13 protein-coding genes are annotated in these 15,012 nt (G+C 41.9%); 6 read left to right on the forward strand and 7 right to left on the reverse strand.

Annotated features, from left to right (window positions below):
• Positions 1-53: 53 nt before the first annotated feature.
• Positions 54-509, reverse strand: a complete 456-nt coding sequence (gene dtd, locus AK825_RS12640; RefSeq protein ID WP_068038066.1) for a D-aminoacyl-tRNA deacylase — start codon at positions 507-509, stop codon at positions 54-56.
• 121 nt (positions 510-630) lie between these two features.
• Here dtd and asd point away from each other — a divergent pair, with 121 nt between their 5' ends.
• Entirely contained in the window at positions 631-1,470 is an 840-nt protein-coding gene (gene asd, locus AK825_RS12645; protein WP_068038069.1) for an archaetidylserine decarboxylase, read from the forward strand.
• Positions 1,471-1,585: 115 nt separating this feature from the next.
• On the opposite strand, the gene AK825_RS12650 is transcribed toward asd, so the two are convergent.
• From AK825_RS12650 to fadB, 4 genes are all read right to left on the reverse strand, one after another.
• Positions 1,586-2,188 (reverse strand): DUF1287 domain-containing protein, encoded by a 603-nt coding sequence (locus tag AK825_RS12650; protein ID WP_264753633.1) that lies wholly within the window; start codon positions 2,186-2,188, stop codon positions 1,586-1,588.
• Positions 2,189-2,287: 99 nt separating this feature from the next.
• The gene (locus tag AK825_RS12655; RefSeq protein WP_068038081.1) at positions 2,288-2,863 is read right to left on the reverse strand and encodes an isochorismatase family protein; all 576 of its coding nucleotides are present in this window, start codon (positions 2,861-2,863) and stop codon (positions 2,288-2,290) included.
• A 251-nt stretch (positions 2,864-3,114) separates the two neighbouring features.
• Positions 3,115-4,287: an acetyl-CoA C-acyltransferase FadA gene (gene fadA, locus AK825_RS12660; RefSeq protein WP_068038084.1), complete on the reverse strand. Its 1,173-nt coding sequence runs from the start codon at positions 4,285-4,287 to the stop codon at positions 3,115-3,117.
• A 227-nt stretch (positions 4,288-4,514) separates the two neighbouring features.
• The gene (gene fadB, locus AK825_RS12665; RefSeq protein WP_068038087.1) at positions 4,515-6,674 is read right to left on the reverse strand and encodes a fatty acid oxidation complex subunit alpha FadB; all 2,160 of its coding nucleotides are present in this window, start codon (positions 6,672-6,674) and stop codon (positions 4,515-4,517) included.
• Positions 6,675-7,385: 711 nt separating this feature from the next.
• Here fadB and AK825_RS12670 point away from each other — a divergent pair.
• Both AK825_RS12670 and AK825_RS12675 read left to right on the forward strand, forming a co-directional pair.
• A complete protein-coding gene (locus AK825_RS12670; RefSeq protein WP_068038090.1) occupies positions 7,386-8,450 on the forward strand; it encodes a polyprenyl synthetase family protein in 1,065 nt (354 codons plus the stop codon).
• Positions 8,451-8,656: 206 nt separating this feature from the next.
• Entirely contained in the window at positions 8,657-9,475 is an 819-nt protein-coding gene (locus AK825_RS12675) for a DUF72 domain-containing protein (RefSeq protein ID WP_068038092.1), read from the forward strand.
• 166 nt (positions 9,476-9,641) lie between these two features.
• Here AK825_RS12675 and AK825_RS12680 read toward each other — a convergent pair whose 3' ends face one another.
• Together AK825_RS12680 and AK825_RS12685 are read right to left on the reverse strand one after the other, a co-directional pair.
• The gene (locus tag AK825_RS12680; RefSeq protein WP_149038766.1) at positions 9,642-10,133 is read right to left on the reverse strand and encodes a hypothetical protein; all 492 of its coding nucleotides are present in this window, start codon (positions 10,131-10,133) and stop codon (positions 9,642-9,644) included.
• 146 nt (positions 10,134-10,279) lie between these two features.
• Positions 10,280-10,909: a superoxide dismutase gene (locus tag AK825_RS12685; protein ID WP_068038098.1), complete on the reverse strand. Its 630-nt coding sequence runs from the start codon at positions 10,907-10,909 to the stop codon at positions 10,280-10,282.
• A gap of 561 nt (positions 10,910-11,470) precedes the next feature.
• On the opposite strand from AK825_RS12685, the gene rdgB reads away from it, so the two are divergent.
• The 3 genes from rdgB (at position 11,471) to clpP (ending at position 15,011) form a co-directional block, all read left to right on the forward strand.
• Positions 11,471-12,118 (forward strand): RdgB/HAM1 family non-canonical purine NTP pyrophosphatase, encoded by a 648-nt coding sequence (gene rdgB / locus AK825_RS12690; protein WP_068038101.1) that lies wholly within the window; start codon positions 11,471-11,473, stop codon positions 12,116-12,118.
• 411 nt (positions 12,119-12,529) lie between these two features.
• A complete protein-coding gene (gene tig / locus AK825_RS12695; RefSeq protein WP_068038105.1) occupies positions 12,530-13,873 on the forward strand; it encodes a trigger factor in 1,344 nt (447 codons plus the stop codon).
• 502 nt (positions 13,874-14,375) lie between these two features.
• A complete protein-coding gene (gene clpP, locus AK825_RS12700; RefSeq protein ID WP_203226545.1) occupies positions 14,376-15,011 on the forward strand; it encodes an ATP-dependent Clp endopeptidase proteolytic subunit ClpP in 636 nt (211 codons plus the stop codon).
• Position 15,012 lies beyond the last annotated feature (1 nt).

A 15,012-nucleotide genomic window follows, 5' to 3' on the forward strand; every position in this document is an offset into this window, starting at 1 on the left:
GGCGTGTACTCATTTTAAAAATGGTAATAAAAATGAGTACACGCTTTAATACCTTATACTATTTCTAATAAAAAGTTTAGCGGCCCATCATTGATACTTTCGACCTGCATATCAGCAGCAAACTGACCAGTTGCAATATCAGGATATTGGGTCTTAGCATAAGCGACTAATTGCTCAAACAGTACTTGTGCTGCATCAGGCGCCATCGCGCCGCCAAAATCAGGGCGACGGCCTTTGTCTGTCTTCGCCATCAAAGTAAACTGCGGTACCAACAACAACCCGCCCCCTACCTGCTGCACGTTTAAATCTAGCTTGCCATACTTAGCTGGATCATCATGATTATCAAAAATACGATAAGTGAGGATTTTATCGATCATCCGCTTTGCATTCTGCAAGTTATCGTCATGCCCTAAGCCAATATATGCCAGTATTCCGTGCTCAATTGAGCCTATACAACATTCATCAACTGTAACACTAGCACGATTTACCCGCTGAATAAGTGCTTTCATAGATTACCTCCTTAAACAATTATGGTCATACGATTGAGTGCTGACCATGATAAAATACAAACACTTCTTATTATTTTCCAGCTCTATCTTCTCATCTTAATTATTATTCTGGTAACCCGTTATGACTTTATTTACCACTATCCAGCAGTTTGTACCGCAGCAAAAGATCAGCAAAGTGGCCGGACGTTTAGCCGCCAGTCGTCATCCTATGGTTAAACGCGCCTTTATTCGTAGCTTTGCCAAAGCTTATAACGTAAAGTTGGATGAATATGAACGCCAGAGCCTCAACGCTTACGAAAGCTTTAATGATTTTTTTACCCGTGAGCTCAAAGACGATGCCCGTGCTATCGATACTACCATTCATGGCATCGCAAGCCCTGCTGATGGCATAATTTCCCAGCTCGGTCAGATAGAAGACCACAAAATGCTACAGGCTAAGGGTCGATACTACGACATCGGACAGCTACTTGCCGATAGTGAAGATGGCAGCTATTTCGCTGATGGTAGCTTTGCTACTGTCTATCTAGCTCCTAGCAACTATCACCGCGTACACATGCCATTTGCGGGAACTTTGACTAAAACTCGCTATGTGCCTGGCACACTGTTTTCAGTCAATACTACCACTGCCGCCAATATTCCTGACTTGTTTGCACGCAATGAGCGCTTGGTTTGTATGTTCGATACGGCATACGGTAAAGCAGCAGTTGTAATGGTCGGAGCCATGATTGTCGCCGGTATCGAGACCGTAGCGACAGGCAAAATTACGCGAACCGATGATATTCAAGAAGCTGATCATGACATGAAACTTGAAAAAGGTGATGAACTTGGCCGCTTTTATTTAGGTTCAACCGCTATTGTCATATTGCCCAAAGCTGCAAAAGCTGACTGGCAAGATAACATGATGGCTAATAGTTTGGTACAAATGGGTCAGCTGTTAGGTATGGCCAATACTGACAAATAAAATACCACTAAAAAACCCAGTCAGTAGCAAGTATTTATTGCTATTGACTGGGTTTTATTTTTCTTATAGATTTACTGTGCTTTCCGAGAACGTCATACTAAAGTTATCGTCTACGTTAATAACGAAAGTGCTTAGTAATAGGATAAGCAAAAAGGATATTCTCTTCTTGAGTACCGCTTCCGATGTTATGAATAATTAGCGGCGTACCATCGGCGGCCTTCTTATCTGAGACGATACCAATATACGGCAAATTGCCGTCTGGTAGTCGCCATGTCACAATGTCTCCTGCCAAAAAACTGTCTTTATCAGTGATAGATAGTGATTTACCATGATTATCAAAAAACACTTCGAGGTTGGGCACACGGCGATGATCGATGTTTTTATCTGGTGATTTTAGACCCCAAGTCTTTGGATATTCCGACCAATTTGACTTCATGTCGTGATTAACCAGCTGCTGTAAATCTATATTTTGTAAACGATACGCGCGCACAATTACATCGGTACTTATGCCCGTATCCATTGGCACATCGCCGCGTGGAAAGTCCATTTGACGATAGGCAGGATCATAGCTAACTGTCACTCCGAGCTGTTTTTTTGCATCCAGCGCCAGCTTATTTCCACTACTAATAGGGCTGGCAGCCATCACCGGCTGTATCATCATCACTGAGAATACAACTGCTAAGAGAGGTTTTAAACCGTACTGCGTTAGCCTATTCATCCTTTGTGCCTTGTATTATTTATTTTGTGTTGAATAACATCTGATTAGGCAATTCATTATATAGCTCATTTAATAATAGTTATCTTTAATAATAATTAGCTACTTAATCAGATTACTAATGGTCTTAAAGGCCGGATCTTTACTAGTGCGACATAGCTCAAACAAGACAGTCTCAACAGTAGTAATGACCCCACCTGCGCGGCGAATACGCCGTATGGCTTGTTTTTTATCGTACGGAAAGCGCGACCCTACAGCATCGCCGACAATTACTGGTTGCATACCATTATCTAGTAAATCTAACGCCGTCTGCATGACACACACATGCGTCTCAACGCCAAATAGTAGAACGATACTACGATTTTGTTGTGCTAAATAATGCCATGAATCATCGTTGTCGCAAGCACTAAACGTAACTTTTTCAAAACTTTTAGCGTTATCACCTTCTAAAAGCTCAAAAATCTCAGGCAACGTATCACCGAGCCCTTTTTTATATTGCTCATTGAGCATAATAGGAATACCAAGAGCCTGTAGACCTTTAATTAATGTTGATATTTTTTTGACGATGTTCTCGTGATCGTAGATATGTGGCGTTAGACGCTCTTGTACATCAATAAGCATTGCTTGCGTGTTTTCGCGGGCAATGCGGTAGGTACGATCGGTAATCATAGTGGCCATGTTAGGTACACTCCTTGTACGCTTGCAGCAGGTCGCTGCAGACTAAATTGTTAGTTTATAATTATTAGATATACTCTTATTTAGTCATATTTCGTTCAATGCGTCAATGACCATCCTCTTTATTAACAACTTACGAACGTTGTGTCATAGAGGCTTCATTATTATTTACCAATAAAAAAGCCTCCAATCATCTGACTGGAGGCTTCTTCTAAAATGCTGAAATCTTGCAAAGCTACTACAAGTTTAGAAAATTAAACACGCTCAATAATCGTAGCGATGCCTTGACCAAGACCGATACACATCGTCGCTAGACCAATTTCTGTATCAGACTGCTCCATAGCGTTTAGTAAGGTAACCGTGATACGAGCACCCGAACAGCCTAGTGGATGACCTAATGCAATTGCGCCACCATTGATGTTGACGATGTCTTGCTTATCCGTCAAGTTCAAGGCTTTAAGGACTGACAAGCCTTGCGCTGCGAATGCTTCGTTTAGCTCGATGGTTTGCATATCATCGATGCTCATGCCAGCACGCTTAAGTGCTTTGTTCGTGGCAGGTACAGGACCGTAACCCATGATAGCCGCATCACAACCAGCGACTGCCATGCTACGAATACGAGCACGAGGCTTCAGACCTAAATCTTTGGCTTTTTGTGCGCTCATTACTAGCATTGCTGACGCACCATCAGATAATGCAGATGAGGTAGCAGCAGTCACTGTACCGCCTTTAGGATCAAAAGCTGGACGTAGCTTTTGCATTTGCTCCATCGTCGCATCTGGGCGAATTACTTCATCAACGGTACATAGTTGCAGACGACCAGTCGCATCATGACCTTCGATACCGATGATTTCATTATCAAAACGACCTTCAGTGGTCGCAGCCCATGCACGGCGATGAGATTCAAGACCAAAAGCATCTTGCTCTTCGCGGGTGATGTTGTTCATACGACCAAGCATTTCCGCAGTCAAGCCCATCATGTTTGAGGCTTTTGCATAATGCTTTGACGCTTCAGGGTTTAGATCAACACCATGCATCATGCCGACATGGCCCATATGTTCAACACCACCGATGATGAAAACCTCACCTTGGTTAGTCATGATTTGAGCTGCAGCAGTGTGTAGCGCCTGCATAGAAGAACCACATAGACGGTTGACTGTTTGGCCGCCAGCGGTCTTTGGAATACCAGCCAGCAGACCGATATTACGACCGATGTTTAATCCTTGCTCTAAAGTCTGATTGACACAACCCCAGATGATGTCTTCGACGTCGCGTGTGTCAAAGTCGTTACGCTCAACCAATGCACGTACCAATTCAGCAGACATGCTATCAGCGCGAACGTGACGGAACATACCGTTTTTAGTTTTACCCATTGCTGAGCGTACGCCATCTACGATGACCACATCTTTTGGACTTAAAATTGTCATACTATCTTCCTTTTCAATTTTTATTGTCAGTGTTGTCGATCTAATTTGGCTTTATACTCGTCAATCTCGTTACAGGTACGATGCGTATCTCTGCATATAATCAGACTGTATTAACCTTCAATCAAACCGACTAAAACGGTACGTTTGCGGTCAAAGCTATCGATATAGCCATTGCTATCCGCTTCGCCAGCAAACGTACTGCACTTCATCTTAGTAATGACTGCCCATTACGCCGTGGCGTAAAAAGTCTCGCCTGCTGCTGCCATGTCGCGAATTTTTTGCGGGGCTTCATAGGCTTTGCCAAGGTGCGCGTATTTTTCACACAGTGCCAAGTAGTTATCTAGACCCATTTGGTCGATATAACGGCAAGGACCACCGCGGAATGGCGGGAAACCAACGCCCATAATCATCGCCATATCCGCTTCAGATGGCGTGCTGACGATGTTGTCTTCTAGACAGCGTACCGTCTCATTACAGAAAGCTAGCATGGTACGGTCGATTATCGCTTGATCCTCAAACGTTTGCTTGTCGCTATCAGTCGTCGCTTTTAATAGCTCATAAGTCGCTTCGTCAGCCACTTTCTTTGGCTTACCACGCTTGTCTGTTTCATACTTATAGAAACCAACGCCGTTTTTCTGACCTAAACGCTCGTTCTCATATAAATGCTGAATCGCACCTTTATAATCAGGCTTCATGCGGTCAGGATACCCATCTGCCATGACTTCTGCACCATGGACACCAGTATCTAAACCGACGACGTCGATTAGGTAAGCAGGACCCATCGGCCAGCCAAATTTTTCCATAACTTTATCGACATGAACAAAATCAGCGCCTTCTTTCAATAGCAAATCAAATGCGCCAAAGTATGGGAACAATACACGGTTCACTAAGAAACCTGGGCAATCATTCACCACAACTGGCACTTTACCCATCTTAGAGGCTAAAGCAACAGTAGTAGAAATAGCTTCTTCTGAAGACTTTTCGCCACGAATGACCTCGACCAATGGCATACGACTCACAGGGTTAAAGAAGTGCATACCGACGAAGTTTTCTGGACGCTCTAGTGCTTCAGCTAAGAAAGTAATAGAAATAGTTGAGGTGTTTGACGCTAAGATACAATCGTCTTTTACTAGACCTTCTACTTCTTTTAGTACCGCACGCTTAACGTTCGGATTTTCTACGACAGCTTCGATAACGATATCAGTCTCAGCAAAGTCACCATAGTTAAGGGTTGGACGGATACGGCTCAAGGTTTCGCCCATTTTGGTTGGGGTCATTTTGCCGCGATCAACCATCTTTCCTAATAGCTTGCTAGCTTCGCCCATACCAAGATCTAATTGCTCAGACTTGATGTCTTTCATGATGATTGGCAAGCCTTTGCTCGCTGCTTGATAAGCAATACCGCCGCCCATGATACCAGCGCCCAATACCGCTGCTTCATTGATTTCATGTGCTTGCTTGCTATGTTGCTTCGCTAACTTCTTAACCAATTGATCGTTTAAGAACAGACCCACTAAGCTTTCTGCTTGTGGCGTTTTGGCCGCTTTAGCGAAATAAGTCGCTTCTACTTCGATTGCTTTATCACGTGGCAGATTTACATGCTTTTCAATTGCTTCAATAGCAAGCGCAGGCGCTGGGTATTGCTTAGGATTGGCTTTGGCAAAGATCATACCTTTTGCACTGTTAAACGCCATCGCTTGCTCAAGCTGATTTAACTTAACAGGCACCAGTTTCTCTTCACGCTTCGCTTTCCAATCAAGCTCACCTGAGATACATTTTTTGACTAGGTCAATCGCCGCATCTTGCAAGTCATCAGCAGGTACTGTCGCATCAACTAGGCCTAATTTTAGTGCATCAAGCGCTTTTTTAGGTGCACCAGTTGCAATCAATTCAAGAGCATTATCGATACCAATCACACGTGTACTACGAACCGTACCACCAAAACCTGGGAAGATACCTAATTGAGTTTCTGGTAAACCGATAATCGCTTTGTCACTCATGACGCGATATTCGCAAACTAAGGTCATCTCACAACCACCGCCAAGCGCCGCGCCATTGATAGCAGCTACTTTCGGGAACGGTAAGTCTTCAAAGCGATTAAAAGTATCGTTAATACCAACGACCCAATCTTTAATCTCACTTTCTGGCTTCTTAAATGAGCCGACGAATTCAGTGATGTCAGCACCAGCGATAAAGACGCCTTTGCTTGAAGTGACGATTAAACCTTTGACGTCATCAGACTTTTCAAGTGCACTGACCGCTTCAGTAAACTGCTTATTGGTTTCGGCATCGAATTTGTTCACGCTCTCATTTTCGGCGTTGTACTGCATATTGGCGATGCCATCCTCTAGCATTGTCACCGTGATGCGATTTCCTTGATATACCATTTGAAACTCCTTGCTATGTAATAAAAACTATTTGATAAAAATCAAATCATAAAAGCTACGTTTTAGAATTAAAATGAATAGCTTGTTGCTGTTAATAAAACGAGTAAAAACACTGTCAACTTATAAGCTAATGCCTTGATAAATTGAGCAGTGATGATGTCTTTATTATCCCGCGCTCACTGACATGGCGCATCGTTATTATCCTAATTTTTTGCTTCGATATAAGCCTAATGATAAATATATTCGATCAAACCTGAATCTAGACGCAGGTTTAATCCGTAGCAGGTTTAATCCATAATAGTAACTTAACTACGGGGCTTTTGTACCATTAGACCATTTTGACGTCATTTAGTGTAGGGGATTATGCCCCCGACTGTCACAAGCTAATGCCAGACTCACAAGTCACTATTAAATTATCAGCTGGTGAACTGCTATCTAATAGATCAATAACAAGTATCAGCCGCCCAAGCCTGCCTTATATAAGTATCATATTATAGGTTATTCATACGGTTAACATCGTCAATCAATATCAAAGCCCAACACTTCATAACAACACATTCAACCTACAAGTTAAATCATCAATACGTAACCAAAATAAAACAGCGCTTAGCGTGTACGTACAAGCCGTATCAGCTATCATGCTACACTAGCTTGTTATTCGTTTTTGTTCACGTCTTTTCTATTTCTATTTACATGGTGGTTGGTTGAGTTATGTCTGTTTCTTCTGCGCCTCGTTTTGTGCCTTTTACCAATTTTGAGCAATTCCATAGCACGTTGCGCGCGCAATTAGCGCAAGATATCGAAGTACTGTTTGCCTATGCAAGCTTACCAAATCCACTCAATGATGCTTGTCGCTATGTAATGACGGGGCAAGGCAAATTGGTGCGGCCTTTATTGGTAGCTAGTAGCTTCATTAGTATTGATGCGAGTATTAGTACAGATATTGATATAAGTGTCGATGTAGGCAATCCCTCATCTGACCCTACAAATCTGACAGATAACTTGATAAGTGCTGATTTAGAATCGTTGTTAGAAAACGACTCAAATTACGATATGTGTCGCCGTGCTGCATTGGCTGTAGAGCTGCTGCATACGTACTCACTGGTACATGATGATCTACCATGCATGGACGATGATGAACTGCGCCGTGGTCAGCCAACTTGTCATATTGTGTTCGACGAAGCCACCGCTTTGCTGGCTGGTGACGTGCTGCAAACACTCGCTTTTGAAGTGTTAACTGCTGAACTCCCAACCTTTGCACCTTTTGATTCAAACATCGCCAGCCAGCTATTAGCAGTATTTGCTCCGCGCGCTAGGCGTATGGTATCTGGTCAAATGCTTGATCTTAATGCTGAAGCCAGCGCTAATATTTTACAAGAAGATTTAGAAGCTATCCACCGTGACAAAACAGGCGCGTTAATTGAAGCCGCTATGCTGATGGGCGGAATTTGTGCGGGTGCAACCGCTCCGCAGCGTATGGCATTACAAGAATGCGCGCAGCATATTGGTCTCGCCTTTCAAGTACAAGATGATATCTTGGATGTCACCACAACCACTGATACTTTAGGCAAGCCTGCTGGTAGCGATGAGAAATTAGACAAATCTACCTATGTAAAATTAATGGGTGTGGATGCGGCAAAAAGCTACGCACAATCCTTATTTGATGATGGCAGTGCAGCCATCATTCGTGAATTGAGCAGTCGCGAGCTTAGCGATAATGAAGACAATAATGCGTTATTAGCATTGATAGAATGGTTATGGTCGCGTAAAAAATAATACAGTCAACTCAATGTAGAAACGATATAGCATGACTGGTATGAATTTTTTGCAGCCTCTGTCGGCATAGGCATAGGCATAGCAAGCTAGAAAAACTCATACCAGTCACACGTCATAAAACCATGTATCTGTTTTATTTGATATTGACTACAGATTAAAAACTCCGTTAAAACTTTAATCATCAAAAACAGCTAAGAGTGGTCAACATGGACAGCACCCCTACTCCTACTATTTACCTCGGCACTGGTGGTTATAGCGATACTGACTTATTAGGCACGCTTTATCCAACAGGCACTAAAAAGGCTGACTTCTTACGTGAGTATGCTAAGCAATACGGCGCGGTAGAGATTAATAGCACTTTTTATGCACCTATTGGACAAAAAGCCTTTGCCGGTATGGTCAATAAAGCGTACGTGCAAGCAGACAGTCAGTTAAAGTTTGCTGTCAAGCTGCATCAAGACTTTACTCATGCGCGTAAAGGCACTGCCGAACATGCGCAAGCTTTTCTTACTGCCCTCACACCGCTCATCGAAGCCGATTGTCTAGCGCCCCTACTGCTCCAATTCCCGCACGGCTTTGATCGCACTCGTGAGCATCGTCTATATCTGGCAAACCTAGTTAGTTGGTTTCAGGATTATCCGCTGGCCGTTGAGTTTCGTCATAACGGCTGGCATACCCCGCAAGTGGTCGATAGCTTTACTGAGCAAGGCTTGATTTGGTGTAGCGTTGATTATCCCAAAGTCAGTGGTCTACCGCCGTCACGGCTGATATTTACCGAGCGAACTGGTTATCTGCGTATGCATGGTAATAATTTAAACTGGTGGGATGCGATGAGTGCTGCTGACCGTCATGATTATCGCTATAGTGAGACAGAGATGCAGGACTGGGCGCAAGCGATTGCCAATCAGCGTCAGCATTTTGATACATTATATATCTTCTTTCAAAATACAGTTAATGCACATGCTTACTATAATATTGCGATGCTCAGAGAGGCGTTGGGTAAGTTTGGGTTTGAGGTGTTGTAGGTTTAACAATGTGCATCGTTGTAGGCTGGGTTTTTAACCCAGCTTTGAAACTTTGCAAAAACAAAATGCTGGGTTAAAAACCCAGCCTACGCCTACTGCCCGCGCATCTTTAAGCTATATATAAGATGGTGCGCTGGACGCACCCTACCTTCTAAGCTATACAATCTTAATCCCATGGCTGTTGTTCTTTATCAGTAGCATACCTAGCCATAGCTATTAAAGCATTTTTACCCTTATAAAGATTGCGTTCTAAATAAAGACCCTCGAAATACAGTCTACAAAAACAATTATAAAAGTAAATTCTAACCTGATGAGATTCGTTCAAGGGAAATTCACTAGAGTCTGAGAGGTGTTCCTGAATATGAGTCGTTATCAAGGTTAGGATTATAACGTCTGAAGCATAAATTCTAGAGCCTGAGAATATTTTTTTGAACTCACTCTGTGAAATTATATTTGCTCCCTCTAACAAACTTCCAGTTTCAAGTAAGATGGTATGACTCATTACTTCTCGTTCTTTTTTACTTCCCCCTTTAGCTAGAACTATCCATTCATTAAAGGGTCTAAGCGTTAACTGGGTAGCATTTTTAAAAGAAAAAAGCCCTCTCATAAAAAGAAATAAAACTATAGTTATCATAGCGACTATTAAAAAAGTTTCCACTATTACCTCTAAAAAGTATATTAGAAAACTTAAATACAGCAAGTGTCATTCCAACATTAGCACAAACTAGCTATAGTCCATCAAACTAAAAAAAAGGACGCCTCTCAGCGTCCTTTTTTATTAATCAAATACTTAAGTATTAAAGATTACTCTTCAACGCCAGCATCTTGACCTTTATATTTCGCGTTTGCGTAGTCCCAGTTCACTAGCTTGTCTAGGAACGTATCAACATAGTCAGGACGACGGTTACGATAATCGATGTAATACGCATGTTCCCATACGTCACAAGTCAATACCGCTACTTGACCATGTGCCAGTGGCGTATCAGCGTTGGCAGTTTTAGCGATAGACAGTTTGCCGCCTTCTTTATCAGCAACTAACCAGGCCCAACCAGAACCGAACTGTGTTAACGCTGCATTTTTAAACTCTTCACGGAACTTATCATAGCTACCAAAATCTTCTTCGATTTTGGCTTTTAGATCGCCTGTTGGCTCACCACCACCATTGTCTGGCGTCATGCAGTTCCAATAGAACGTGTGGTTCCATACTTGCGCTGCTTGGTTAAACATACCTTGCTTGCTGTCATCTTTTGACGTCGCTTCGATGATTTCTGGCAATGTTTTGTCTTCTAGACCAGAACCTGGTAGCAAATCGTTTAACTTGTTTACATAGGCAGCATGATGCTTATCATGATGATATTCTAGCGTCTCAGCGCTGATATGCGGCTCAAGTGCGTCTTTTGCATAAGGTAGGTCTGGTAAAGTAATCTTTGACATAGTTATTTTATCCTTGCTTATTTGGCCACTCGTATTTTTGTTTATCTTAAAGACAATATCACAAAATACCGAGCTAAATTGGCTGGGTTTATTGTTAATGAATGAACGTTATTGCTTGATGCGCTAGTGCCCATCAGGATGAATCTAAAGGCTAACTTAAAACAGATTAGCATAAACATTGTTATTCACTCAAAAGCCAAGTGATTGACTTAAAAGTTATTATTAACTTTAAATTCACAAGCTATAAGCTATAATTCACTGTAGCTTGCCAGCTATTATAGCAACACATTAGAATAATATCAGTTACCGAATGTTATAGACCCTATTTATAAGGGTTTAAACACTAAATATTGAGCTTAAAGTTAACTATTTACCTTTAATTCTTAACCTTTAACCCTTACTGCTCATTTGCACGTTAAATAGATAACATAAGTAATGCAACGGTTATAAGCACAGAAAACTATATGCTGTAAAATGGTGAGAATATAAAACCTGTAAGCTACCTGAAAATAAACTCTTTGAAAACCAGCAAGTTTTATCAAACAATAATGGACGTATCTTATGAGCTCTGCTTTATCATCACCTGCATCTATTCAAAATCACATGCCAAAAAAATGGGTGCTCGCCAGTAATAATAAAGGCAAGCTTGCAGAATTTAAAAGACTATTTGCTGAAGCCAGCCTAGACGTTACTATCGTACCGCAAGGGCAGTTAGGTATTGAAGATGCTGTCGAGGACGGTTTGAGCTTCGTTGAAAACGCTATTATTAAGGCGCGTCATGCCAGCCGAGTTAGCGGATTACCTGCTATTGCCGATGACTCAGGCTTATGCGTTCCCGTATTGGATAATGCACCGGGCATCTACTCGGCTCGCTATGCAGGTGAGCACGGCAATGATGCCAAAAACAACGCCAAGCTCGTCACTGACTTGCAGCCTATCCGTGATGAGCAACCAGATGCTCCTATTAAAGGCATGTTTGTTTGCGTACTAGCAATGGTACGCCATGCTGATGATCCCCTACCGATTATCGCACAAGGCTTGTGGCACGGTGAAATCTTAGATGCACCACATGGTGATGGTGGGTTTGGTTATGATCCACTGTTTTGGTTGGCAGATATACGAGCGACAGCGGCAAGCTTAAGCGCCACTGATAAAAATAGCATCAGCCATCGTGGTCAAGCCATTCGGCAGCTATTACAACAGTTGTAACTATTTAGTTATAACCATTGATAGTCAGTACAATTAGTAGTTTTTATTAATATAAGTTTCTCAGTATTAATTTTTAGTATAAGTTTATTAGCGATTTTGCCTACCGCCTATCGTGACAGATAGCTTTTACTTTAATTAACAGATAGATTATACTGTTCTACTTTTAAAATTTTATCGAAAGAATCCGGTTATCTCTACTATTTATGAAAGAGCAATGGTGATTGAAGCGCATTAGGTAGAGAACGCTAGTGATTCACTCTCGATATTGGATATCAGATATGGTTATTTGCTCTATCTGATTATCGAGATATAAGTATCGAAAACCCTATTCATTCCAATGGCAATCGACATAACCCGTACGTATTTTGAGGTGCGATTGCCTGTTATTTTAATCATAAAGGTGTAATCAACATGGCTACAGATTTACAAGTCACAACCAACAAGCTGTCAGAAAAAGAAACTCAGCTGACTGTGAAAGTTCCTGTCGAAAAAATTCAAAACAAAGTCGAAGGTCGTATTCGCCAAGTGGCGAAAACTGCCAAGATTGACGGTTTCCGTAAAGGTAACGTCCCTATGTCACATATCCGCTCTCAGTATGGTGCTGGTATTCAGCAAGAAGTCATCAACGATGTCATCCGTGATACTGTATTTGAAGCGATCAAATCTGAAGATATCCGTGCCGTAGGCATGCCTAATATTGATGATGTAAAACTTGAAGACGACTTCTTAGTTTATCAAGCGACTGTTGAGATCTTCCCAGAAGTTGACGTCCAAGGTATTAATGAGATCGAAGTTGAGCGTCATTCTGCGTCTGTTAAAGAGGAAGACGTTGACACCATGATCGAAAACTTGCAAAAGCAGCGTGAAGAGTTCGTTGAGAAAAAAGGTAAAGCCGATAAAGGCAATCAGGTTACTTTTGACTTTGAAGGCTCAATCGACGGCGAAAAATTCGAAGGCGGCTCTGCTGAAGACTTCAAACTAGTCATCGGTAGCAACCAAATGATTCCAGGTTTTGAAGCTGGCATCAAAGGCATGAAAGCTGGCGAAGAAAAAACGATCGACGTAACTTTCCCAGAAGATTACCAAGCTGAAAACTTGGCTGGTAAAGAAGCACAGTTCAAAATCAACGTAAAATTGGTTGAAAAGTCTAAGCTACCAGAAATCAATGAAGAGTTCCTTGAGCTATTCGGCGTAAAAGAAGGCGGTGTTGAGAAGCTAAAAGCTGACGTGCGCAAAAACATGGAACGCGAAATTAAAAACGCTGCCCGTAGCCAAGTTAAGCAAGCGACTTTTGATGCATTGTTAGAAAAGAACGAGTTTGACGTACCAAACGCTATGCTAGAGCAAGAAATCGAGCGTCAACGCAACATGATGATGCAACGTTTTTCTCAGCAGTTCGGTGCGAATGCTGAGAGCTTTGATAAAGACATGCTGCCAAACGAGCTGTTTGAAGAGCAAGCGCTACGTGCTGCCCGTCTTGGTATCATCGTTGCCCGTGTTATCGACACGCAAAAAATAGAAGTAGATCAAGATCGCGTTGAAACCTTCATTAAAGAAGCAGCAGAAAACTACGAAGATCCAGCAGAAGTAATTGAGTACTACACGACTGATAAGCAACAACGTGCAAACATTGAGTCTGTGGTTCTAGAAGACCAAGTGGTTGATTATCTAATCGAGCAAGGCAAAGTAACTGACAAAGAAGTTAGCTATCAAGACCTACTTGCTGCTCAGCAACAACAGCAACAAGCTATGTAATTTAGCGTTTTAGCGCTATTGGTTTAGAATGTATTATGAATGCCCTGACAACTTGTTAGGGCATTTTTATTCGTGGTTTATGTGCTAGCCCCTTGATAATTGTGCACAGACACCCTATCAATAGGGGACAATTCTTCATATAGTGGTTTAAGTAGTTATTGTGAACGTAGCTATTATGAAAGCACAGTTATTGAGCATTATTATTAAAGTTAACTGAAATTAGATACAGCCCAATAATTAAACCAGTTATCATAGTTCCAGTTGTTGTAATGAATCATAATTATTGTTGGTTACAGCAAATTCATGTTGAGCAGAGTTTAATATTTTATAACACTTAAACACGATTATTATTCGATACGCTATTTAACGTACAGCTATTACACCGTATCATTGCAAAATCCTTAGCTCATTTTATATAACTATTTTATGCACTTATTTATCTATAGGACATTTTATGACAGATTATGAACGCATCACTGCTAACCCTCATTTCGATATGCTAATGAGTGCACACACTAATGTGCAAAGCGCTCAAAATACTCAAGGTGCTTTAGTACCGATGGTCGTTGAGCAATCGTCACGCGGTGAACGCTCTTTTGATATTTTCTCGCGTCTATTACGTGAGCGCGTTATCTTCTTGACGGGTCAAGTCGAAGACCATATGGCTAACCTTATCGTAGCGCAGCTATTATTCTTAGAAGCTGAAAACCCTGATAAAGACATTCATTTATATATCAATTCACCAGGCGGCTCAGTAAGTGCTGGTTTGGCTATCTTTGATACCATGAACTTTATCAAGCCTGAAGTATCTACCATTTGTATGGGCGGTGCTTATAGCATGGGTTCTTTCCTGTTGGCCGCTGGTCAAAAAGGCAAACGTTATGCACTAGCCAATTCTCGCGTCATGATTCACCAGCCTTCAGGCGGTGCTCAAGGTCAGGCAACAGATATCGAAATTAATGCTCGTGAAATTCTAAAAACTCGTGCGCGCTTAAACGAGATTTTGGCTGAGCGTACTGGTCAACCAGTAGAAAAAATCGAAAAAGACGTTGAGCGTGACTTTTGGTTAGATGCCAAAGAAGCAAAAGAATACGGTCTGGTTGATGAAGTATTAGAACGCCGCCCTGCTTCGTTGTAAT

The organism is Psychrobacter sp. P11G5 (genome assembly GCF_001593305.1).
In the GTDB taxonomy this organism is placed as follows: Bacteria; Pseudomonadota; Gammaproteobacteria; order Pseudomonadales; family Moraxellaceae; genus Psychrobacter.

Coding starts and splice junctions, on each gene's coding strand:
- AK825_RS12650 (WP_264753633.1), bottom strand. CDS start 2,188: ATGAATAGGCTAACGCAGTACGGTTTAAAACCTCTCTTAGCAGTTGTA.
- clpP (WP_203226545.1), top strand. CDS start 14,376: ATGAGTGCACACACTAATGTGCAAAGCGCTCAAAATACTCAAGGTGCT.
- asd (WP_068038069.1), top strand. CDS start 631: ATGACTTTATTTACCACTATCCAGCAGTTTGTACCGCAGCAAAAGATC.
- AK825_RS12670 (WP_068038090.1), top strand. CDS start 7,386: ATGTCTGTTTCTTCTGCGCCTCGTTTTGTGCCTTTTACCAATTTTGAG.
- tig (WP_068038105.1), top strand. CDS start 12,530: ATGGCTACAGATTTACAAGTCACAACCAACAAGCTGTCAGAAAAAGAA.
- fadB (WP_068038087.1), bottom strand. CDS start 6,674: ATGGTATATCAAGGAAATCGCATCACGGTGACAATGCTAGAGGATGGC.
- fadA (WP_068038084.1), bottom strand. CDS start 4,287: ATGACAATTTTAAGTCCAAAAGATGTGGTCATCGTAGATGGCGTACGC.
- dtd (WP_068038066.1), bottom strand. CDS start 509: ATGAAAGCACTTATTCAGCGGGTAAATCGTGCTAGTGTTACAGTTGAT.
- rdgB (WP_068038101.1), top strand. CDS start 11,471: ATGAGCTCTGCTTTATCATCACCTGCATCTATTCAAAATCACATGCCA.
- AK825_RS12675 (WP_068038092.1), top strand. CDS start 8,657: ATGGACAGCACCCCTACTCCTACTATTTACCTCGGCACTGGTGGTTAT.
- AK825_RS12685 (WP_068038098.1), bottom strand. CDS start 10,909: ATGTCAAAGATTACTTTACCAGACCTACCTTATGCAAAAGACGCACTT.
- AK825_RS12655 (WP_068038081.1), bottom strand. CDS start 2,863: ATGGCCACTATGATTACCGATCGTACCTACCGCATTGCCCGCGAAAAC.